Below are 19,714 nucleotides of genomic sequence, written 5' to 3'. Positions count from 1 at the left end.
CACTTCCTTACCTGATGGCATCCATCATCATCGCGAATATCTTGAGATCCTGCACGTAGTCCTCCGGCGTCGTCTTGGGCGGCATTCCCGTGGCTGCAACTTGGTGAAAATATTCGAGCTCACACGAGTAAGCGTCCTTGTACGTCGGCCGGATGACCGTCTCTTCCAGCGCTTGGCCGATCGTCTCCCTGATCCGCAGCGTCGTCGGCAATTGTCTCAAGTACGGGGTGTCGTATTGGATAAGAAGCGATTTGCTCTCGCCGAACACCTCGATATGGGCATCGAATCTGCCTTGCTGATCCACTCCGGTCTCGAAGACGGCATAATACCCGTCGAACTCCAGAATCGCGGTTTTGAATCTGCCACCATGCGAAGACGTGACCGCCTTCACGCCGGTAGGGACTCCCAACAGTTCCCGCATGGCGGAGATATCATGGCTATTCAATCCTAGCAGCAGACCGTAAGCCGCGTAGGTCTCGGGAGATTGTTCGCCGATCGCTTCCTTCATCAGGCGGGCATTCCTCGACTTGCGGTCTTGCGCGGCTTCGGCCGGAATATCGTCGAATCTGTAGACGTGCGTACCCGATTGGCCGGTGAAGAAAGCGTTCGGGCCAATGATATCCCTGACGCGGGCGTAATTGATCGGCCCCAATGTCCGGACCTCGTCCAGCGCCTGGACGTAAGCCGGCGCGAATCTCCGCATGTATCCGACCATCACTTGCGCGGTCGAAGCATCCCGTGCCCGGATAATCGTCTGCGCTTCCGTTTCGGTCACGCACATCGGCTTCTCGACGAAGACGTGGATATTCCTTCGCAGCGCGGCCACGGTGCAATCGGTATGGTATTCCATATTGTTCAGGACGAATACGGCGTCCATCTCCGTCCGATCGAGCATCTCTTCGGCGTTCGTATACAAGTTCCCGACCGAATACTTCTCTCCCATCTTCGCGAGCAGCTTCGGCGAAATATCGCACAGCGCCACGATCTCGTACAGCTCCGGCAACGATTCCAGAATAGGCAGATGAATGATCTGGGCTACCTCTCCCACGCCGATAATACCGACCTTCAACTTCGTCATGTTGCGTTCCCCTCTTCCCTATCACCGTCTCGGCAACTTTAATCTAAACCGCCTAATCCGGCAGTGTACACTTCAAATTAGGTCGATTTCTTCAAATGCCGGCTTCTCGGCCGTTTATTCGGAGGAACTCGAACAATCCGGAGCCCAATGGGTCCGGAAGAGATTCGGATCATGCATACAACCTGCTCCTAATTAGGAAATATAGATACCATCAGCATTCTTGGAGGTTGTTTGGTTTGCTTCTTTTTCGTTCGGGCGTTCTTCTCCTCTGTATTTTCTTTTCGTTACTGACGACGGCTTTTTCGTCTCCGTTCAACAGCCGAGCTTATTATGAGGGTCGCAAAGAAATTATTTGGGAAGTGCCGACCAAGGAGAAAGTGATCGCTTTAACTTTTGACGATGGTCCCGATCCGAACGACACGCCGACGATATTGGATCTGTTAAGCCAATATGACGCCAAGGCTACTTTCTTCGTCATAGGGAAACGCGTGGAGCAGTATCCTCATTTGGTCATTCGGGAAACGATGGAAGGACATGAAGTGGCCAATCACACCTATAATCATCCGTACTTCAATCAACGGGTGTCGAATGATCGGATTCGTTCCGAGATGGAGCGGACCAACGAAGCCATCATCCAAGTCACGGGGCAGAAGCCGCATCTGTTTCGCCCTCCCGGGGGATGTTACAACGAGCAGTTGGTCCGCGTATCCAAGAATTTGAATTATCAGATCATCTTATGGTCTTGGCATCAAGACACGGAGGATTGGAATACGCCCGGCGTACATAAGATCGTGAGCAAAGTGTTGAACAATGCCCATAACGGGGATATTGTTCTGTTCCATGATTATGTTGAAGGGGCAACCCAAACCGTAGCGGCACTGAAACTAATCTTGCCTGAACTCAAGAAAAGAGGCTTCCGCTTCGTAACGGTGTCCGAACTGCTTACGTACAAGCAATAGTCTAGATGTTCCAATCGCCCCAACTCGATTCCATGTCGGCCACCCCGCCTATACGGTCATCCTCAAGGGCAAGATGCTGGAATGCGGAAGTCAGACTGTCTACGTATTTTAATTGAATCGACCCATGACGCTGAACTTGTCTATCCGCTGCAGTCTCTCTGATAGCATCGGGCAGCACGACAACAATCCATCGCAAGTACGTATGTTCCAGGATCGGCAGAGCTTTCAACATTGCATCCAGATTGGCGACCGTTCGTTCGGCGATAATCCGATTATCGATCAGAAGGTGAAAGGGCTGCGTCGCCTCTTGCAATGCCACGCGCGCATCCGTAGTGATATCCCGGAAATCCTCCATCGTTACTACCGGCACGTAGTGCGTTAACGCCAGAATAGGATTCGGCACCAGCCAGCCCGCTTTATAGCGCATGCTTTACTCCCCCTTAGTTATGTGGTCAGAATTTGTCGACTATATGCCCATAGCGCCTCGGCTACTTGGCCTTCGGGCAACGGAACGCGGAAACGCATGGGGCGATCCTGCTGCCAATGTACCCCCGAATGTTTCTCCAAGATCAGCCGGCCTAGATAAGCGCTACCTTGGGCTATCGGCTGGCCGAATAGTCGAGACAACAATCGGAACAGCAATGGCGCTTCTTGGAACAGATTCGTTCGAACCATTCCCGGATAGCAGGTATGCACGCGTAACCGCGGATATCGCTTGGCGAGCTCGGAAGCATAGAGATCGACCGCAAGCGCTGCCTTCATCGCGGCCTGCAGACCGGCTTGAGGCTCGGCCCAAGCGGTCGAAGCCTTCTTGTGGGCGCCATTGCCGCCTACCATAACGATGCATCCGCCGGGTGCGATTTTGTTCTGCTGGACAAGCATTTCCGCTAACGCGAATTTACTCAAATAGTTTGTTGCGAAAGTCGTCTCCAACCCTTCAGGGGTCAGCCGGACCTCTTTGCCGGTAGATATTCCTCCCGCGCACAGCGCCAACGCATCAATCGGTCCTTCGAGCTGTTCCGCCAAACGACGCACATCCGACATCTTGGACAGATCTGCATGGAGGTAGTCCGCCCCCAGATCCGCGGCAATCTTCGCGCCTTGCGTTCGATTCCGTCCGACGATCGTCACCTTCCAACCGCGTTCCGCGGCTAAGCGCGCCGTCCCGTAACCGATTCCGCTTGTTCCTCCCGTCACTACGATTCTCATATTATCCCCCTCATTAGTTAGGATCCTAGCTATAATGCAAGCGTTTTTCATCCGTTTACTTGTGTACGCAGCATCGTACTCACCCCCTCTCAGATCGTTAGGATCCTAACTATAGGCGGAGGCTAATAGCCCCCTTAATAATATTCCTTATCGCCTAGATTCTTGGCCACTCGTTGCAGCCACTGTCCCAGCAGATCTCTCTCGGCTTGCGTGAACCCTTGAAGCATCTCGTTCTCGAATTCCAGAATCAGATCCACCAGCTTACCGAACACCTCGTTGCCCTGCTGCGTGAGCGTCACTACGTTAGCCCTTCCGTCTGTATGGCTAGGCTTACGGGAGATATATGACCGAGCCTCCAGCTTATCTAATATACCGGTCAACGTCGCGGATGTAATTCCGCTATGATGCTGGAGCTTCTGCTGCTCCAACCCTCCGGATTGAGCAAGATAACCTAGGATCTCGAATTGCGAAGTCGTCAGATTGTATGTGCTTAACCGCACGTCAAGCTCCTTGCGCATAATAATATAGGTTCTCTTCAAGTAAAGGATGGATTGAGACATGCGGTATGGCTCCATTCTGAGATCGCGTCTATATGATTAGCATCCTAATTATAAGGTGGGGATTTCCAGGATGTCAAACCCAACATTTCTGAGCGATGGCCAGCCGGCAGTCGCGGCAATCGCCGAACCTTGAACTAGGCTCGTGCATAGCATGAACGGAAGTGAACTATAGGATTCTCGGAGGTAATGTCCATGGCTGATCACAAGCCGGAAACGATGTATCCCGTACTTTATCAATCAGATTCGAATAAAGCATCCGCTTTAAAATCCATTCGCGATCACGTACACCAGATTATCTGCGCGCACGTTAACCGGATGGTTCGCGTTCAGACCTTGGATGGCCTTACCTTCGAAGGCATGATTGTGGGCACAGATGGCCACCACGTTCAACTGAGGGTTGCGAACCCTTCGGGACAGCGCTTTTTAGGCCCTGGCATTGGCATTGGCTTTGGCTTTGGTGGCCCTGGCTTTGGCTTTGGCGGTCCCGGCTTTGGCTTCGGCGGTCCTGGCTTTGGTGGCCCTGGCTTCGGCGGGCCTCCTTTTTTTGGACCTAGCGATGCCGCTATTCTCACTCTGGTTCTCTTCGAGCTGCTTGTCATCGTTCTATTAGCATAGTCACGCGCCAACAAAAAAACAGAGCGAAGTACATGCTCTGTTTTTTCATTTCTCAAGCACTTCTTTATTGAATCGGCGCGCCGAAGATCGCCACATTCTGATCGCCCAAAGTGAATTGATTCCCACTCCACGCCAAGGTGTTCAAGACATAACCCAAGGCATCTGCGTTATATCTTCCGGCTATTTTTTGATACGCAAGCAGCTCATAAACATGATTCCCATCGAAATCTACAGGATATAGGCCGCTTAACGGATTTACGAACCCTGATATAGGCTGCCTCAACTTCCCGTTAGCCTTGTAGATCTCTCCAAGATACTCCTTGTCTCTACCGGAGATGTCGATGATGTACCTGCGCAATCGAAGCGACAAGTCCGCTCAGTCCTACATTCAGAATTAAAAAAAACATCGCCAGGGTATCAGCCCCATGGCGATGTATTCAACCTTCATAGTATGTTTCCATAGTTACAATCAACCTATAAATTGCATCAATACCTGATTGAATTTCTCGCGCTCGTCTAAGAAAGGCACATGACCGCTGTATTGAAACGGCACGAGGACCGAATTTTTGATCAACCGATTCGTTTCTTGGGCATTGGGGAATGGAACGATTTTATCATGGATGCCGTGAACGATCAGCGTAGGCACATGGATATGCGCCAGATCTTGCCGCACGTTCTGCTCCTTCAACGTCGTCATAACCGCCGCCGTCGCCCAACCCGCTCCCTCCAATCCCACTTGAAAGAACCAATCCGAGAACGGGGCGGAGATATGTTGGAAGAAGAACTGATTCGCTAGACCGGCGATCAATCCAGGCCGATCGGTTAACGTACCCGAAATAAACATATCGGCCGCTTCTTTCGGGACGGAATCCGGAGCTTGCGCATCGATCAAGACGAGCTTGGATACCCCGCGACCTTGATGCCTTGCCATATACCGGGCAACTAAAGTTCCGCCCGCGGAATGTCCCGCTAAGGTGATGTTCTGCAATTGCAGCGTATCGATAACGACTCGGATGTCGTCCGCCAATCGATCCAAGCCGTACCCGGTGTAGGGCTTATCCGAATTGCCGAACCCCCGCCAATCCATGCCGATGCAGCGGACTCCCATCGACGGAAGAATATCGTATTGATATTCGAACTGTTTATGGCTTAACGGCCAGCCGTGAATGAACAATATCGTTTTGTTCCCCGTCGGATTCAAATCCTGCACGAATACCCGAACACCCGGTTCTACCGTCACATAATAGGCCAAAGTTCTCCCCCTTATCCGAAGTGGAGCATCCCCTATACCTATTAGGAATACGACGGTATTATGCCTGTAATCTCCGCCGAAGCAAGTAAAGGCGCACTCCGCTCGGAATGCGCCTACTCTTCGATATACTTCTCTAATTCATCACAACGTATATCGTTAATCCGACCTCTGGCTAATTTGAGCAACCCTTCGTTCTCAAGCGATTTCAGCGTCCGGCTGATCACTTCTCGTGCCGTTCCCAGCTCGATGGACAGGGTATCATGCGTAATCGCGAGGGAATTGCTGTTATTATCCGTCTTTTCGATAAGGAACTCCGCAATTCGACCGCGGATTGATTTGAAGCTGATGCTGTCTAGCAGATTGGACATCGTGATCAGCCTCTTGGAGATCATCTTGAATATATACTGACGGAAGCTTCTGTGGCGGTCCATCCAATCTCTGAATAAGAGAACCGGAAACGCAAGAACGACGCACGAGCTTTCGAGGGAAGCCGAGGCTTCGTATTCGGTCTCTCCGAGGATGCTGGATATCATTAGAGGACAGCACTCGCCGCTTCTAATTCGATATAACGTTACTTCTCTTCCTCCGGCGCTGATTTTATACATTCTTACTGTTCCTTCAAGGATCAGAACGGCATGCTCCAGCAATTTGCCCTCATCGATCTGAAAGCCGGGCTGCAATTCTAGAATGCTGATCTCTTCATTGTTCCAGTCTTGAATCCTAATATCGGACAAGCTGGGGAAGCGAGAAACAATATAAGGGATTCGATCAACAACGGAAGACAATGGCGTCATCCTCCCTTTGGCTACATATTCGACTACAGCTTCTGTAATTCATATAAAATATCCGCCGGCTCCATTCGTTGCATGAAATTAGGGTTTACGTAGGCAGAGCGAACAATTGCACTCTCATCGATCATGAACGTTGCCGGTACCGGCAAGATCCAACGGTTCGTGCTGTTATACTCCGCCAAGTTCAAACCTACGCTTTCCAACATATGTTGCAAATAGTCGGGAACCTCGTAAAGAATATTATATTTGGCTGCGGCAAGGCCATTATTATCGCTAAGAACCTTATAACTTAAATTTTGCTTCTCGATTATCGTTAACGAATTATCCGGCGATTGAGGACTGATCGCGATCAATTGCGCGCCTACAGCGTGAATTTGAGGCAGAATTCGTTGGTATGCTTTCAATTGCAGATTACAGAACGGACACCATGACCCTCTATAGAAAACCAACACCACGGGACCTTTGGACAACTCTTCGTACAAACTGACTTTATTGCCTAACGCATCCGTTGCCGTAAAATCCTTGACCTTCTCGCCGATCGAAACGCCAGGATAATTACCGGAGTCTTGCAATTCGCGCAGCGACCGTTCTAATAACTCAAGCGCCTCTACGGGCGTGCTTGCCGTAAATTGATTTTTGGCATCCGCTAATTGTTCTTCTAGTCGTACATGGCTCATGGTAACGGCTCCTTTGGTTAATTACGATTAGATTAATTCGCGAAGAGCGCTAATAGCGGCTTCATAATCCGGATGATCCGTCATTTCCTTGAGATATTCGACATACCGAATCGTATTGTTCGCGTCTAGAATGAAGATCGCCCTCAATTCCAACTGCAGTTCTTTGATGAGTACGCCATACGCTTCACCGAATGAGCGGTGTTTGTAGTCGGTGAGCGTAATCATTCTGTCGATGCCGGCGGTGGAACAGAATCTGCTCTGAGCAAAAGGAAGATCGACCGAGATGGTTATGAAGATGACGTCATTACCCAATTGCGATGCCTCTTCATTGAACCGCCGCGTTTGCGAGTCGCAAACGGGGGTATCCAGGGAAGGAACGACGGATATCAATTTGATTTTGCCTTCATAGTCGGATAGGCTTGCTTCCTTCAGTAAATCTTGATTAATTTTGAAATTAGGCGCCGTATCTCCGACTCTAAGCTCCGGACCTACGAGAGTAATGGGGTAACCTTTCGCTGTCGCCACACCTGCGCGTTCTTGGGTCATTGATAATTCCTCCTTGGATATTTGATCGAGCTCCTGAGTTGAATAGTAACAAAATCAAATACGCGTAACCGTAACTTTGTCACACTGGATTAGAACAATATCCCCTAATCCCCTATTCGGACAACCCGCGCTTAAGTGAATGCCTGGTAATCAGCAGTCCCACTGCGATTACAATAACGGTGACTAGCACAGTCAACCAGAGTGCGCCGGTTCCGCCTCCGCTTACAGAGTGAACGGACGGGTTCAGAATCTCGGCGGCCAGTCCGGGCAGGCGGCCAGGATTCCAGCTCTGCTCATACGGCAGGGTACCTGACAAAGTCGTGAACACGACCGCGGCAGCTAACGCGCAGAATGCAGCGGCCGCCGCGCTGCGAAGGAGCGCGCTGAACAATAGCGTCAGCGTGCCGATAAGGGCAATCCATAGGATGAACAGCATCCCGCTCTGCAACACGCCCTGCCACTCGACGACATCGAAGAGCGTGTACGTGTAATACCATGCAGCGCCGTAACCGAGCAAGAACGACCCCGTTGCCAGCAGTAGGATCGCCGTCCATTTGGCCATGACGAACGAGGTGAAGGACACCGGCTTCACGAGAATCATCGCCGCCGTCCCCGAGCTTCGCTCGTTAGACAAGGCTCCCATGCTGGTCAAAGCGATGAGGAGCATGCCGATGACCCCATATTGCTGCAACGCGCCGGCCATGACCTCGAACGGCTTAGGCACGGGGATCTGAATAATCGCCCCTTCCGGCAGGTTGCCTGCGTTCGCGAGAATGTCCTTCATGAAATAGTCCATGATCGGTTGCGATGCGCCGAGCACGATGAAGCTGATCGGCATCCAGAGAATCCGGAAGCTCCTGACCATCTCCAGCCATTCCTTGCCTAACAGAACTAACCATTGCCTCATGGCTGATCCACCACCTTCAAGAACAAATGCTCTAGGGAGGTATATCCGAATTCGAGCTTGGCTAAGCGAATGTCCGCCGCCGTTAACTCCCTCATTACGATCCGTCTTAGCGTGTCGAGATGGCTTGCGCTTAACTTAACGCCCGCTGGCATAACCTCCGATATCTCGAGCCCTTCCGGTAACCGATTCAGCCATGCCTTCAACCATTGAACGGACTGCGGATCCCCCTCGGTCTCCAGCAACACCACCGGCTGACGATGATTCTCGCGAATTTGCGACAGAGAACCTCCGATCGCAAGCTCCCCGCCGCGCATGATGAGAATATCGTCGCAGAGCTCTTCGGCGTCATGGAGCACATGCGTCGAGAACAGCACCGTCGTCTCGCTGCTCAGCTCCCCCAGCAGCGTCATAACATCCCGCCTGCCGATAGGATCAAGAGCGGATACCGGCTCGTCCAGCACGAGCAGCTTCGGGCGGTGAACGAGCGCCTGCGCGAGGCCAAGCCGCTGCTTCATACCGCCAGAATAGCCCGATATGCGACGCTTACCGTCTTTCTCTATGCCAACGCGCGCCAGCAGTTCATCGCTTCTGGCTCCCGCTTCCCTGGCCGATAATCCGCACAGACGACCGGCGTAAACAAGGAACTCCCGCCCCGTCATCCAGCCATAGAAAGATGGGGTCTGCGGCAAATACCCGATCCATTCTCTCAGGTCCTGACCTGCCCTCATCCCTTCGAAGCGAATCGTTCCGGAAGTCGGCGCCAGCAACCCTGTCAGCATGCGAATGGTCGTCGTCTTGCCTGCGCCATTAGGGCCGAGCAACGCCACGCAGCGCCCTTCGCCAATCGCAAAGCTAAGTCCGTCCACCGCGACCACGTCGTTGAACTTCTTCGTCAGCCGATCAACGGTAAGCAGCGCCATCGCTAATACGACCTCCTGCCGAATAGGAAGAAAGCGATCGAGCCTAGCAAGCTTCCGAACACGATAATAAGCGTCCACACCCACTTGGGTCCGCGTACGCGATCCGACTTGACGAGCAGCACGAGCGCTGTAATCATAAGCGCCAGCTGCAGAATGATCATTGGAATTAGAGTGGCTAACAGTTCCGAATCGGTCATTTTATCCAACCTATAATCGCCTCCCGAGTTACTTTCTCTTCCTTCTAACGAACCACCAATAGAAGATCAGCGGAGTCGGACACTGAATCAGTCCCCAGATCGCCCAGAACCATGGATATCTGCTGCGCTGCCGCGCGTCTATATATAACCAAGTCGATTGGGCCAACAATAAGATTACGGCGCCTACGACTACCATAACGTCCGTATGGGACATCATTCCTTCGCCTCCCGACGACGTATTCGGGATGAAGCAGCCAGAAAGGCGATCGCTCCGATAGCTACCGCGCCCTGTACAATGGCGAATACGGCCGTGTTCCACCGGAGAAGAAGGAATAGCGACGCCAAGGCGAACAGGCCGACTCCCCATAGTTTAAGCAAATCCATCCATAAATTGCGCTCCGTAGACTTCTTATGTTCAGCCACGAGCGACTCCAGCTCGATAAGATGAGGAACTGCCGGATCCGTGCGACCGTCCCAGTCACGCAAGGAGCTGCCCAGAAGCTCCTCGAACAGCTCGGATTCATCATCCTGAACGACCCTGCTCTTCTTATCAAACCTCGGAACGCGATCGGTCATGCTCTGTCAGCTCCTTTCGTAATCGATCCAATCCGTAATGCAGCCTTGACTTGACCGTCCCGACGGGAATGTCGAGCCACTCCGCGATCTCCTTATAGGCATAGCCATAATAATGCTTCAATAGAAGCGGCAACCGAACGTCCGGAGGAAGCCCCGCCAAGGCATCAAGGGCGTACGGCCATTCTTCTTGGTCCAAAGCCGCTTTGAATCGAATCGCTTGCATGCTCTGCTCTTCGCTTCGCCACTTGCTCTCCCGCCCTTGCCGGCGTATCTCGTCCGAATACAATCTGGAGGCGATCGCGATGAGCCAAGTCGAGAACTTGGACTGCTCGCGGAAAGTACCGATCCGCTCGATGGACTTCAGCATCGTCTCCTGCACCAGATCCTCCGCCAACGCCTTGTTCATCGTGACTTTGAGCAGGTAGCGATAGAGAAAGGCATAATTCGCTTGCAGAAGCCTAGCTAACGCCGGTCCGTCGCCCCGGACGGCGAGTCGGATCGTGGACGTCTCTTCAGCGTTAGGGTGACTCATCCTCCGGGACTCCTTTCGTTTAGCTGCGTTTGAACATAGGACGCTCGAGTTTATCCATTTGTTCATTCATGTAAAATTAATATTAAACTAAATACACCGCGGATACCGGCACCTCGGTCTTATTCGAGCCCATCGTGAACATAGAAAAATACACAGCGGCGGCGATCATATTGAAACGCTCCCCTTTAAGTAGACAGGTGAAATAATTAAACCTGTTGCTTAAAGGGGAGCATTTTGTTGGGTACAAAAAATGAATATAGCGGATTAGAAAAGTTAGAGGCTATAAGGGGGTTTGAAGACGGGCGTAGTACTCAGAGAGAGATAGCCCAGAAGTACAACGTGAATATCAGTACGTTGGAAAAGTGGAGACGAAAATACGATCAGTACGGCATTCAAGGATTAGAGACCCGTACTCGCAATAACAGCTACTCTGCGAAACTTAAAGTTGAGGCTGTTCAAGATTATTTAACGGGCAAGTATTCGCATAATCAAATTATTAAAAAGTATAAAATCGCTAGCACAACTCAACTTATCGATTGGATACGCAAGTATAATGGTCATAGCAACTTATCATCGTACTACAAGGAACTATGACCAAGGGACGTACAACAACATGGCAGGAACGGATCGATATCGTGCTCTACTGCCTTTTCTAATAATCGGGATTACCAGAAGACTGTGAGCCAATACCAGGTCTCTTATCAGCAAGTTTATGGATGGGTAAGGAAGTATGAGGCAGGTGGAGAGAACGCTTTTCAAGACGGCAGAGGACGTACGAAGGCCCCTGAAGAGTTAACCGAGGCTGATCAGCAAAAGCTCACTATGAAGAAATTGGAGTACGAAAACGAGCGACTTCGGGCGGAAAATGCGCTCTTAAAAAAGCTGCAGGAATTCGAAAGGAGGCGTCGCTGAACGGGCATCGTCAGGAGCACATATACCTTGCTAGCCAAGCGGTGCAGCAGTCAGAGTCGCTTAGCGTGAAGCTTCTGTGCAAGATTATGGGATCCCAAGGTCAAGTTACTACAAGTGGCTCAGTCACAAACCCCGTCCACGACAACTGGAGAACCTGGAGCTAACGGCAGTCATGATGTCGTTGCATGAGAAGGTTGAAGGTACCTTCGGCTACCGGCAATTGACACTGCATATGCGTCGACAAACGGAGAAGCAGATTAACCACAAACGTATGTATCGCCTGATGAAGATACAAGGGATTCAATCCGTTATCCGTCGGAAGAAAAAGAAATATGTGCATTCTACACCTCAACACGTTGCTGAGAACGTATTAAACCGCCAGTTCCAGGCGGAAGCTCCAAATGAGAAGTGGCTAACAGATGTCACTGAATTGAAGTACGGCAACGGTCAGAAAGCTTATTTAAGCGCAATGCGTTCCAGAAATGCCGACTAGATGACAGCGGTATCGCCTTCCACACTTCTCCGCTCCACCGGCGTAAGCAGCCCAACAATTCACTAATTGCGTAGAGCACGCTGTCGGCTATCTACTACAAAATGCCCTCATCGCATATTTTTCATCAAGTTATAAAGAAAAAGGAAATGATTAGTAACATATCGAACATAGTATTTAAATGTAGAAAAATGCTGAGCGATTTTCGAAAATAGTATCGTTTAGTGTAAATCGGAGTAACTAGAGAGAAGTGAATTTTTCAATGTCAAGAGTTGATATATATAAGAAAAAAAGAATATTACCCTGGGGGTTAAAAAAACACAAAAATGACCTCATTGAGAACGGGGGAGCTAAACAAGTAAGTATTGACACCAATAGTTCGCTTGCTGAAAACGATAAACTTAATTTTAAATATTCCATAATTACAATTCTAGTTGTTTCAAGCCTTGTATACATTCTGAAATTATTATCCGGATTGGAAAAACAGTTGTTCTTGGATAGCCAATATGACTTTATCTCAAGGTGGAACTTTATTTTACATTTCGGTGAAGCAATGTTTATTTCAGCATTTATTCCGGTTGGAGTTTTCATAATAAATTTTGTTTTTTATTTCGTTCCCAACTCAACGATTACGACTAGGAAGTTAGAGATAGCATATTCTCGCGTTATCTTCTACTTAATGTATTGCATACTCTGTGTACTAATAATAATTCCGGTTATTGTTATAAATACATCAAAAAACCTACAAGTATATAGTATTTTGTTTTATAGTTCATTGATTGCTACAGTACCAATAATAATTATTAAAAAAGTAACAAGAGAGTCTTTTCTTCACCGTGGGTATATTAAGTATCTCGTGGTTGGATATATAATTCTGATTATCTTTTCACTGAAATCTTTTTATTATGATTACTTTCCATCCCTTAGACTTGAAAAAGGTATTTACTACTCATCTGTAGATAAAACTGCTTTAGCAACGTTTAACGGAAATGCCTCAGGAGGATTTCTTTGTCCACTCTATCAATGCGATAAGGATACTTCAAATGGAATTTTACTAGATCGATTTGATGAGGACACTTCTAAAACGACCTTTATCATCAACCTCACCGATCCACGAATTACATCTGGTACATATGAAGTAATCGTCCATTACTATAATTCAATACAATTCTCAGATCAAAAGCAAACCAATAACGACAAGAAATTATCCAGAAAACTCCAGTATGTTTTCGATGGGGAGACTGCCGATGAAAGAAAACAATACTTTATGAAATTTATATACCGAATTATCTGGAACAACTCTAGGGACAATCCAAATTACCATAAAATCATTACTGCATTAAATGACTTCTCATCCCTAATCGAAAAAAACAATTTTTATATAAGCAATGAGATCGCAAAAAATGAAGCCAAAGTAATATCTAATATGCTCCCGGAACAATCGAAAAAAATTTTTCATGATTTAATTCGTGATACTGTTTACCTATGAGAACATATTTGGTTCAGACCGTAATGATGGGGGTACAGACGTTTTATCAAAAGTACATCACCACGCACGTAGGCAACATAGCGATGTATACGCATAGCAGGCACTACTTCTTAGGACAACTAAATATGTGGGAGTGAGGCTGATGAAGACCATATGGAGCATGTTCGGTGGTAATGACGTAGACTTGTCATCTGTAATAAAGTTGCGACTGAACAAACCAGATTTCTCAGCGTGCGCTAAGGCGCCGTTCAAGGTTTTCTGATTCCTTGTTGATTTTACGTTGAATCAACATCTCTGAAACTCTTCGTGTTGATTTAACTGAGCAGAAACGAGTTTCGCAACACCGCTATGGTGTCACGTCCCAGCTCTTTCTCTGTATATACGAGCATGACGGGCGTGTGGTCGCCCCGTTCTGTAAGTACTTACAGGGTAACTATCAGTAGGAGTCGTTGACTTGCTGTTGACATCAGGTATACAAAACAAGCCGCCATGGCTCTTGAGCTACATGGCGGCTTGTTTGTTGTATAAGTACTGCTATACGTCTCTCGGTTATCCTTCATCCCCAACAGCTATTTGGTTATCCGGATATCCGATCCAATCACTCCAACTGCGGACTTCTCTTATTTAAGCTTTCACGTAATGAACCGGAGTGGATTATTACGAAATATGTGCACAAAAAGGATTGATTATATCTTTGTCGAATAATTGTTTCAAATGAAACTAAAAGGGGAAATCTGTAAATGGCAAGGCCCAGAGTATTCATTAGTTCTACTTTCTATGATCTAAAACAAGTTCGTGAGAACATTGATACTTTTATTAACAGCCTTGGATATATTCCAATTAGAAATGAAGAAGGGCAAATACCTTATGGAAACGATGATGTATTAGATCAGGATTGCTATGATGAAGTGGAAAACTGTGATATTTTTGTTTCAATTATTGGAAGCCGTTTTGGTTCTGAGTCGTCGTATGGAAGAATGTCAATTAGTCAAAAGGAACTTGAAACAGCAATATACCTTAACAAGCAAATTTATATTTTTATTGATAAAAACGTACAAGCGGAATATGAGACATATAAACTCAATAAGAATTTGAAATCAATGAAATGGCGACATGTAGATGATAGGCGTATATATGAATATCTTGATGAGTTAAATGAGTTAGATATAAATAAACCTATGTTTGCCTTTGAAACATCAAAAGATATAATTACAAAACTTCAAGAACAATGGTCAGGGCTATTTCAAAAACTCCTTAAAACACAAGAAGAACGAATCAGATTTAACGTAGTAGAGAAGCTTGAGGATGCTGCTGAAATGTTCCATCGAATTGCAGATTATTTTGTAGAACGTGATACAAATAGGGATGCTTCCCTAAGCCAGATGTTAAAAACAAATCATCCTGCCTTTGTTAGACTAGGAGAAGTAATTAATGTTTCATATAAAATTGTTTTTTTAAATGTCGGTCAGCTTAATCAATATCTCTCGAATATTGGATTCAAATTACTGCCAAACTCAAATGATGATCAATTAGATGAGTATATTAACTGGGCAGCGATTTCTCTTGATCAAAGTGAAAGAATGTTTATTCGTATTGCGAAAAAGTTATTCGATTCATCATGGGACCTTGTATACATAAGCAATGAACTATGGGCTGATCACTACATTATATTAAATGTTGAGGAATTACAGGCTGCAGTTTCAAAAGATTCAGAGGAGATGAGTTATTAAAGTGAGTGTATCGAATAGAGTCACTCTTATAATCAAGCAAAATTAAGATGATTTCGGAGGAAAATATATAATGATTTTTAATAATTTATCTATTCAAAATTGGAATCAATTCAGGGATGTTGAAATCTCGCTTCATCCGAAAATTACTATTATAACGGGTGCAAATGGTGCAGGAAAGAGTACAATACTCCGACTCTTTTCTAGGCTTGTGGGTTGGGGTTTTAATGAACTGTCCACTCCAATAAAGGGAAAAATGAATAAAGGATTTAAATATCGTATTAGTCGTCGATTAAAACTTGAAGAAGATGTTGATGCACATCAACAAATTAGTATAGGTAACATTACTCTCAAAAATGGACAAATTCTTAATATAAATGCTCCGTTAAATACTGATCAAGCAATTTACGGAATTTCAATTAATCCACATCCAAGTTTGAAGGGTATAAATATACCCTCACATCGGACAGCTTATACATATCGTCAAATTACATCAATTCCTGTAAAAGCACACACTAGAAACGAAGCATATAACATGTTTAACTCTTCAGTAATGCAACGTACACTTGGTCAATATTCAGACCCTCCTATTTATCAAATGAAAGCATCATTAATCAGTCTTGCAGTTTTTGGAAAAGGTAATGAGTATGCTACCTCAGATTCTGAGGCACTTGAGCTTTTTTTGGGTTTTATTGAAATTTTGAAGAAGCTACTTCCTCCAACTCTAGGTTTCGAAACATTAAATATTAGAAGTGGAGAAGTAGTATTAGTTACAAAAAGTGGAGAGTTTTTATTGGATTCTGTGTCTGGTGGAATTGGAGCAATATTAGATTTAGCATGGCAAATATACATGTTTGAGGCAGGTAAAGATGAGCCGTTTTTTGTGATAATTGACGAAGCCGAAAATCATTTACACGCCTCAATGCAAAGACAACTGTTGCCAAGTCTTATAGATTCGTTTCCTAATGCTCAATTTATTGTAAGTACTCACAGTCCATTAATGGTGAATTCGGTAAAAGAATCATTTGTATATGTTCTTAAATATAATGACGAAAGAACAGTTGATAGTTATTTACTTGACTTTGAAAATAAAGCTGGGAACGCAGCACAAATATTACGAGATGTACTCGGTGTGCCTATCACTATGCCTATTTGGGTCGAAGAAGATTTAAATAACATACTCGATAAGTACAGAGGAAATGAATTGACTCCTGAGAGCTACTTGTCCTTAAAAAACGATCTGTCTGCATTAGGACTGGCTGACCATTTACCCCAAGCACTCGGTTTCCTCCAAGGAGGCAATCGATAATGAGGTCAATAATAAAAGCCGAAAAACCAGATATCTTAGTAGAAAAAGAAATCGAGTGGACTCAAGAGTTAATGAATTATGTTACCTTAAACACCAAAATTCCAGATAGTGTGAAAGCTCGCTATCGTCACCATGAAATTAAAGATGCTTTGTTAACAGAGACTAAAAACAAATGTGCTTATTGTGAAAGTAAAATAACTCATATTGACCATGGAGATATAGAACATATCGAGCCCAAAAGCAAGGTACCTAACAAGACTTTTATGTGGTCAAACCTTACAATTGGATGTACAAAGTGCAATCAAAATAAACTGGATTACTTTGATGAAAACCTTCCATTAATTAACCCCTACATTGATACTCCAGAAGATAAGATCAAATTTGTCGGCCCAATACCTTTTCCGAAAGATGGGGATGTTAGAGCAGATCTTACGATTAGATTATTAAAATTAGATAGACCTGAATTAATTGAACGTAGAATAGATCATATTAATTTATTAAAGCCACTTATTAAAGAATACCAAATTACCGATAATCCAACTTTACGACGGATGGTACTAGAAGATTTATTGAAATATACTAAACCCGATAAGGAGTTTACTTTAATGGCAGATCACTTGCTATTCGACCTCGCGATTACTGGATGAAAATTGTCGAAACAATCAAAAGAAGAACAAATATATCAACAACCATAAATATTACTTTCTAGGGGCGAAAATTATTATGACTGAAGAAGAAAGAGTTCACACAGTCATTGCAAAAATTAACATATGGATTGAGCGTCTCGGAAACATTGAGGGAGTATTGACGGGACTAAAGTTCCCACTATACTTAACTTTCTTTATTTTGCTTGGACAAGACTATATTTTGATAGACCCTAAACCCGATTCAATTCCAACAAGCATTTTTATCATCGGAGCCTCTATCGCCATATTCGAGGCAATGCATAATCTTATTATTGCAATAGTTCGGTGGATTGAATCCACAAGAAGAAAATTAATACGAGCAATAACTCCTCCAGAATAATGGAAATCCCATCACCAAAAGACATAATTATTTGTGACTCATACTTGAAGAAGATTGCCTAAATAGGAGATAATGCATTCTACTTGAGAAACGCTCATTTCACAACGAAAAAACCAGACCCTCTGAAAAGAGGCTCTGGTTTTCTATATTATTTCTTCACAAACCAGATGAAAAAGCACACCTAATTAATGAATCTCTATAATTATATTCAAAAACCGCATATCGAACCGGCGATTTTGTTTATTGGTAAACTTAGTTATGAAATGTAAAATATGCTCATTGATTCTGTGTTGAATAACTCTCACGAACCATTCATTTTGTTGACTCGTATAGATGGTGGGGTTACAGAATCGCTATATTAGGACTGCCCGGTGCGATCAAGTTTCCGTTTGAATCGATCTGTAAATACTTTTATGAGTCCCTTGTTGATTCCGTGTTAACTTCGGACAATAAAAATACATCGCCAGGGCGTTTAGCCCCAAGACGATGTATTAAATGATTTTTAGTACTACTTTGCGTTTCTTCGCACTTACTCGTCTCCCGTCGCTACCACATTCCCCTCATAACTACTCCAATCACTCCAGCTCCTTACTCCCCCACGAACCCCTATGCTCGAATAGTTCCGACGTCAAAAAGTAGGGGTTCCGATCAGCGCGGCGTGAATGCCTCGGATGATACGCCAGCGCCCATGTGCAACGATCTCCGTGGGCTACGTTTGGGAAGACTTAGGGAGCAAGAAGCCCGTGAACGACGGGCTTGGGCGACATTACGGTTTGAATCGGGGCGAGTCATCCACCTGTGGCTGGGTCAAGCCGAACGGATCGCCAACAAAAGGACAAGTGAAGCAAACTGATGTACCGTAGGATGGGCCGGGGTGTGGACGGACTGAGTCTGAGTTTGCAGCTTGTTGGCAGTTTTCTGTATAAGGATTGCAATATATCTCAAATAAGGGAATACTAGAGAGACAGCTCACATGAGACGTGATATACTATTATTTGTGGGTAATTATACCTAATTCGGAGGGCTTATCGATGGCTAGAGATTGGAATCAAACTTTTAATAGCTGGACCAAGCCAGCAAGCGATACAGAAGAGGATAAATGCGCTAACGCCGAGACTATGATTAAAGATGCGATAAAAGCCGATTTAGAATTATCAAAAATGAACATAGAAATTATCCCTCAAGGTTCTTATAGAAATAACACCAATGTTCGAGCTAATAGTGATGTAGATATTTGTGTAAAGCTAAAGGACACATTTTTCTACGATCTGCCACAGAATCCACCCAAATCAGCAAATGACTTTAATATCGTACCATCATCATATACTTATTCGGAATTTAAGAATGCAGTTGAAGTAGCATTGGTTAATAAGTTTGGAAGAACAAGCGTTGCACGGGGGAATAAAGCATTTGATATAAAGGCTAACACGTACCGGGTTGAGGCAGATGTTGTACCTTGCTTTGAACACAGAAGATACTTTTATACCGCTAACGGAGGGTATGATTATTTATCCGGAATTGAACTGAGACCAGATACAGGGAGTCGAATAATCAACTGGCCTAAGCAGCATTATGAAAATGGCGTCAGTAAAAACAAAGAAACCGGAAATAAATTCAAATTTACAACTCGGGTATTTAAGCGGTTAAGAAATGAAATGAAAGAACAAGGGGTACAATCTGCAGAATATGTTCCATCATTCCTTATTGAGTGTTTAATTTGGAATGTGCCCAATAACATCTTTAGTTCGAATAATTATTTTGATCTTGTAAGGGAAGCAATTATTCATCTATATAATAGCACTAAGTCGGAGGAAGGCTGCTCAGAATGGGGCGAAGTCAATGAACTGAAATATCTGTTTAGACAATCGCAGCCTTGGACAAGACAACAAGCAAATCAGTTTCTGATCGATGCGTGGAATTACGTGGGATATAAGTGAGGTGG

General features: G+C 45.6%; 25 protein-coding genes and 1 pseudogene. 11 read left to right on the top strand and 15 right to left on the bottom strand.

Features of this window, described 5'->3' with window-relative positions; all coding sequences use genetic code 11:
- Nucleotides 1-7: 7 nt before the first annotated feature.
- Nucleotides 8-1,078, bottom strand: coding sequence for a Gfo/Idh/MocA family protein (locus ACFQZG_RS14330; protein ID WP_378153600.1), 1,071 nt, complete (start codon nucleotides 1,076-1,078; stop codon nucleotides 8-10).
- A gap of 272 nt (nucleotides 1,079-1,350) precedes the next feature.
- Between ACFQZG_RS14330 and ACFQZG_RS14325 the strand changes: the two genes are divergently transcribed.
- Nucleotides 1,351-2,037, top strand: coding sequence for a polysaccharide deacetylase family protein (locus tag ACFQZG_RS14325; protein ID WP_378154066.1), 687 nt, complete (start codon nucleotides 1,351-1,353; stop codon nucleotides 2,035-2,037).
- Between the two features lies 1 nt (nucleotide 2,038).
- Here the strand turns inward: ACFQZG_RS14325 and ACFQZG_RS14320 are convergent, their stop codons facing one another.
- From ACFQZG_RS14320 to ACFQZG_RS14310, 3 genes are all read right to left on the bottom strand, one after another.
- Entirely contained in the window at nucleotides 2,039-2,464 is a 426-nt protein-coding gene (locus ACFQZG_RS14320) for a hypothetical protein (protein WP_378153598.1), read from the bottom strand.
- A gap of 17 nt (nucleotides 2,465-2,481) precedes the next feature.
- Complete coding sequence (locus ACFQZG_RS14315; RefSeq protein ID WP_378153596.1) at nucleotides 2,482-3,246, bottom strand: SDR family NAD(P)-dependent oxidoreductase; 765 nt, start codon at nucleotides 3,244-3,246, stop codon at nucleotides 2,482-2,484.
- 134 nt (nucleotides 3,247-3,380) lie between these two features.
- Complete coding sequence (locus ACFQZG_RS14310; protein WP_378153594.1) at nucleotides 3,381-3,806, bottom strand: MarR family winged helix-turn-helix transcriptional regulator; 426 nt, start codon at nucleotides 3,804-3,806, stop codon at nucleotides 3,381-3,383.
- 192 nt (nucleotides 3,807-3,998) lie between these two features.
- Between ACFQZG_RS14310 and ACFQZG_RS14305 the strand changes: the two genes are divergently transcribed.
- A complete protein-coding gene (locus tag ACFQZG_RS14305; RefSeq protein WP_378153592.1) occupies nucleotides 3,999-4,421 on the top strand; it encodes a hypothetical protein in 423 nt (140 codons plus the stop codon).
- 64 nt (nucleotides 4,422-4,485) lie between these two features.
- Here the strand turns inward: ACFQZG_RS14305 and ACFQZG_RS14300 are convergent.
- From ACFQZG_RS14300 to sigY, 11 genes and pseudogenes are all read right to left on the bottom strand, one after another.
- A pseudogene (locus ACFQZG_RS14300) lies at nucleotides 4,486-4,770 on the bottom strand (VCBS repeat-containing protein); the annotation flags it as partial.
- A 120-nt stretch (nucleotides 4,771-4,890) separates the two neighbouring features.
- Nucleotides 4,891-5,673 (bottom strand): alpha/beta fold hydrolase, encoded by a 783-nt coding sequence (locus ACFQZG_RS14295; protein ID WP_378153590.1) that lies wholly within the window; start codon nucleotides 5,671-5,673, stop codon nucleotides 4,891-4,893.
- A gap of 113 nt (nucleotides 5,674-5,786) precedes the next feature.
- The gene (locus ACFQZG_RS14290) at nucleotides 5,787-6,458 is read right to left on the bottom strand and encodes a Crp/Fnr family transcriptional regulator (RefSeq protein WP_378153588.1); all 672 of its coding nucleotides are present in this window, start codon (nucleotides 6,456-6,458) and stop codon (nucleotides 5,787-5,789) included.
- A gap of 32 nt (nucleotides 6,459-6,490) precedes the next feature.
- The gene (locus ACFQZG_RS14285) at nucleotides 6,491-7,141 is read right to left on the bottom strand and encodes a peroxiredoxin-like family protein (RefSeq protein WP_378153586.1); all 651 of its coding nucleotides are present in this window, start codon (nucleotides 7,139-7,141) and stop codon (nucleotides 6,491-6,493) included.
- A 27-nt stretch (nucleotides 7,142-7,168) separates the two neighbouring features.
- Complete coding sequence (gene tpx, locus ACFQZG_RS14280; protein WP_378153584.1) at nucleotides 7,169-7,687, bottom strand: thiol peroxidase; 519 nt, start codon at nucleotides 7,685-7,687, stop codon at nucleotides 7,169-7,171.
- A gap of 112 nt (nucleotides 7,688-7,799) precedes the next feature.
- Nucleotides 7,800-8,594, bottom strand: coding sequence for an ABC transporter permease (locus tag ACFQZG_RS14275; RefSeq protein ID WP_378153582.1), 795 nt, complete (start codon nucleotides 8,592-8,594; stop codon nucleotides 7,800-7,802).
- The gene (locus tag ACFQZG_RS14270) at nucleotides 8,591-9,514 is read right to left on the bottom strand and encodes an ABC transporter ATP-binding protein (protein ID WP_378153580.1); all 924 of its coding nucleotides are present in this window, start codon (nucleotides 9,512-9,514) and stop codon (nucleotides 8,591-8,593) included. Before ACFQZG_RS14270 ends, ACFQZG_RS14275 begins: the two co-directional genes overlap by 4 nt.
- Nucleotides 9,515-9,516: 2 nt before the next feature.
- Entirely contained in the window at nucleotides 9,517-9,711 is a 195-nt protein-coding gene (locus tag ACFQZG_RS14265; protein WP_378154064.1) for a PLD nuclease N-terminal domain-containing protein, read from the bottom strand.
- Nucleotides 9,712-9,739: 28 nt separating this feature from the next.
- Nucleotides 9,740-9,928, bottom strand: a complete 189-nt coding sequence (locus ACFQZG_RS14260; protein ID WP_378153578.1) for a hypothetical protein — start codon at nucleotides 9,926-9,928, stop codon at nucleotides 9,740-9,742.
- Nucleotides 9,925-10,287 (bottom strand): DUF5345 family protein, encoded by a 363-nt coding sequence (locus tag ACFQZG_RS14255; RefSeq protein ID WP_378153576.1) that lies wholly within the window; start codon nucleotides 10,285-10,287, stop codon nucleotides 9,925-9,927. The genes ACFQZG_RS14260 and ACFQZG_RS14255 overlap by 4 nt, the downstream gene beginning before the upstream one ends.
- Nucleotides 10,262-10,819 (bottom strand): RNA polymerase sigma factor SigY, encoded by a 558-nt coding sequence (sigY, locus tag ACFQZG_RS14250; RefSeq protein WP_378153574.1) that lies wholly within the window; start codon nucleotides 10,817-10,819, stop codon nucleotides 10,262-10,264. The genes ACFQZG_RS14255 and sigY overlap by 26 nt, the downstream gene beginning before the upstream one ends.
- A gap of 237 nt (nucleotides 10,820-11,056) precedes the next feature.
- On the opposite strand from sigY, the gene ACFQZG_RS14245 reads away from it, so the two are divergent.
- The 9 genes from ACFQZG_RS14245 (at nucleotide 11,057) to ACFQZG_RS14205 (ending at nucleotide 19,709) form a co-directional block, all read left to right on the top strand.
- Nucleotides 11,057-11,413, top strand: a complete 357-nt coding sequence (locus ACFQZG_RS14245; RefSeq protein ID WP_378153572.1) for a helix-turn-helix domain-containing protein — start codon at nucleotides 11,057-11,059, stop codon at nucleotides 11,411-11,413.
- 36 nt (nucleotides 11,414-11,449) lie between these two features.
- Nucleotides 11,450-11,731, top strand: a complete 282-nt coding sequence (locus ACFQZG_RS14240) for a helix-turn-helix domain-containing protein (RefSeq protein ID WP_378154062.1) — start codon at nucleotides 11,450-11,452, stop codon at nucleotides 11,729-11,731.
- A gap of 76 nt (nucleotides 11,732-11,807) precedes the next feature.
- Nucleotides 11,808-12,224, top strand: coding sequence for an IS3 family transposase (locus ACFQZG_RS14235; protein ID WP_378153570.1), 417 nt, complete (start codon nucleotides 11,808-11,810; stop codon nucleotides 12,222-12,224).
- A gap of 259 nt (nucleotides 12,225-12,483) precedes the next feature.
- Nucleotides 12,484-13,710, top strand: a complete 1,227-nt coding sequence (locus tag ACFQZG_RS14230) for a hypothetical protein (protein WP_378153568.1) — start codon at nucleotides 12,484-12,486, stop codon at nucleotides 13,708-13,710.
- 740 nt (nucleotides 13,711-14,450) lie between these two features.
- A complete protein-coding gene (locus tag ACFQZG_RS14225; RefSeq protein WP_378153566.1) occupies nucleotides 14,451-15,440 on the top strand; it encodes a DUF4062 domain-containing protein in 990 nt (329 codons plus the stop codon).
- A 70-nt stretch (nucleotides 15,441-15,510) separates the two neighbouring features.
- On the top strand, nucleotides 15,511-16,746 hold the full coding sequence (locus tag ACFQZG_RS14220) for an AAA family ATPase (protein WP_378153564.1): 1,236 nt from the start codon (nucleotides 15,511-15,513) through the stop codon (nucleotides 16,744-16,746).
- Nucleotides 16,746-17,393, top strand: a complete 648-nt coding sequence (locus ACFQZG_RS14215) for an HNH endonuclease (RefSeq protein WP_378153562.1) — start codon at nucleotides 16,746-16,748, stop codon at nucleotides 17,391-17,393. The genes ACFQZG_RS14220 and ACFQZG_RS14215 overlap by 1 nt, the downstream gene beginning before the upstream one ends.
- A gap of 76 nt (nucleotides 17,394-17,469) precedes the next feature.
- Nucleotides 17,470-17,772, top strand: a complete 303-nt coding sequence (locus ACFQZG_RS14210) for a hypothetical protein (protein WP_378153560.1) — start codon at nucleotides 17,470-17,472, stop codon at nucleotides 17,770-17,772.
- 1,031 nt (nucleotides 17,773-18,803) lie between these two features.
- On the top strand, nucleotides 18,804-19,709 hold the full coding sequence (locus ACFQZG_RS14205; RefSeq protein WP_378153558.1) for a nucleotidyltransferase domain-containing protein: 906 nt from the start codon (nucleotides 18,804-18,806) through the stop codon (nucleotides 19,707-19,709).
- Nucleotides 19,710-19,714 lie beyond the last annotated feature (5 nt).

Source organism: Cohnella sp. GCM10027633 (genome assembly GCF_042675445.1).
GTDB lineage: Bacteria > Bacillota > Bacilli > Paenibacillales > Paenibacillaceae > Cohnella.
The sequence above is the reverse complement of the archived record's forward strand: the minus strand, read 5'-3'. Positions and strand labels throughout refer to the sequence as shown.

Bases quoted from the DNA above. Each gene is read 5' to 3' on its own strand.
- ACFQZG_RS14285 (WP_378153586.1), bottom strand. From the start codon at position 7,141: ATGAGCCATGTACGACTAGAAGAACAATTAGCGGATGCCAAAAATCAA.
- ACFQZG_RS14330 (WP_378153600.1), bottom strand. From the start codon at position 1,078: ATGACGAAGTTGAAGGTCGGTATTATCGGCGTGGGAGAGGTAGCCCAG.
- ACFQZG_RS14215 (WP_378153562.1), top strand. From the start codon at position 16,746: ATGAGGTCAATAATAAAAGCCGAAAAACCAGATATCTTAGTAGAAAAA.
- sigY (WP_378153574.1), bottom strand. From the start codon at position 10,819: ATGAGTCACCCTAACGCTGAAGAGACGTCCACGATCCGACTCGCCGTC.
- ACFQZG_RS14265 (WP_378154064.1), bottom strand. From the start codon at position 9,711: ATGACCGATTCGGAACTGTTAGCCACTCTAATTCCAATGATCATTCTG.
- ACFQZG_RS14230 (WP_378153568.1), top strand. From the start codon at position 12,484: ATGTCAAGAGTTGATATATATAAGAAAAAAAGAATATTACCCTGGGGG.
- ACFQZG_RS14305 (WP_378153592.1), top strand. From the start codon at position 3,999: ATGGCTGATCACAAGCCGGAAACGATGTATCCCGTACTTTATCAATCA.
- ACFQZG_RS14275 (WP_378153582.1), bottom strand. From the start codon at position 8,594: ATGAGGCAATGGTTAGTTCTGTTAGGCAAGGAATGGCTGGAGATGGTC.
- ACFQZG_RS14220 (WP_378153564.1), top strand. From the start codon at position 15,511: ATGATTTTTAATAATTTATCTATTCAAAATTGGAATCAATTCAGGGAT.
- tpx (WP_378153584.1), bottom strand. From the start codon at position 7,687: ATGACCCAAGAACGCGCAGGTGTGGCGACAGCGAAAGGTTACCCCATT.
- ACFQZG_RS14225 (WP_378153566.1), top strand. From the start codon at position 14,451: ATGGCAAGGCCCAGAGTATTCATTAGTTCTACTTTCTATGATCTAAAA.
- ACFQZG_RS14270 (WP_378153580.1), bottom strand. From the start codon at position 9,514: ATGGCGCTGCTTACCGTTGATCGGCTGACGAAGAAGTTCAACGACGTG.
- ACFQZG_RS14310 (WP_378153594.1), bottom strand. From the start codon at position 3,806: ATGTCTCAATCCATCCTTTACTTGAAGAGAACCTATATTATTATGCGC.
- ACFQZG_RS14320 (WP_378153598.1), bottom strand. From the start codon at position 2,464: ATGCGCTATAAAGCGGGCTGGCTGGTGCCGAATCCTATTCTGGCGTTA.
- ACFQZG_RS14205 (WP_378153558.1), top strand. From the start codon at position 18,804: ATGGCTAGAGATTGGAATCAAACTTTTAATAGCTGGACCAAGCCAGCA.
- ACFQZG_RS14255 (WP_378153576.1), bottom strand. From the start codon at position 10,287: ATGACCGATCGCGTTCCGAGGTTTGATAAGAAGAGCAGGGTCGTTCAG.
- ACFQZG_RS14315 (WP_378153596.1), bottom strand. From the start codon at position 3,246: ATGAGAATCGTAGTGACGGGAGGAACAAGCGGAATCGGTTACGGGACG.
- ACFQZG_RS14260 (WP_378153578.1), bottom strand. From the start codon at position 9,928: ATGATGTCCCATACGGACGTTATGGTAGTCGTAGGCGCCGTAATCTTA.
- ACFQZG_RS14210 (WP_378153560.1), top strand. From the start codon at position 17,470: ATGACTGAAGAAGAAAGAGTTCACACAGTCATTGCAAAAATTAACATA.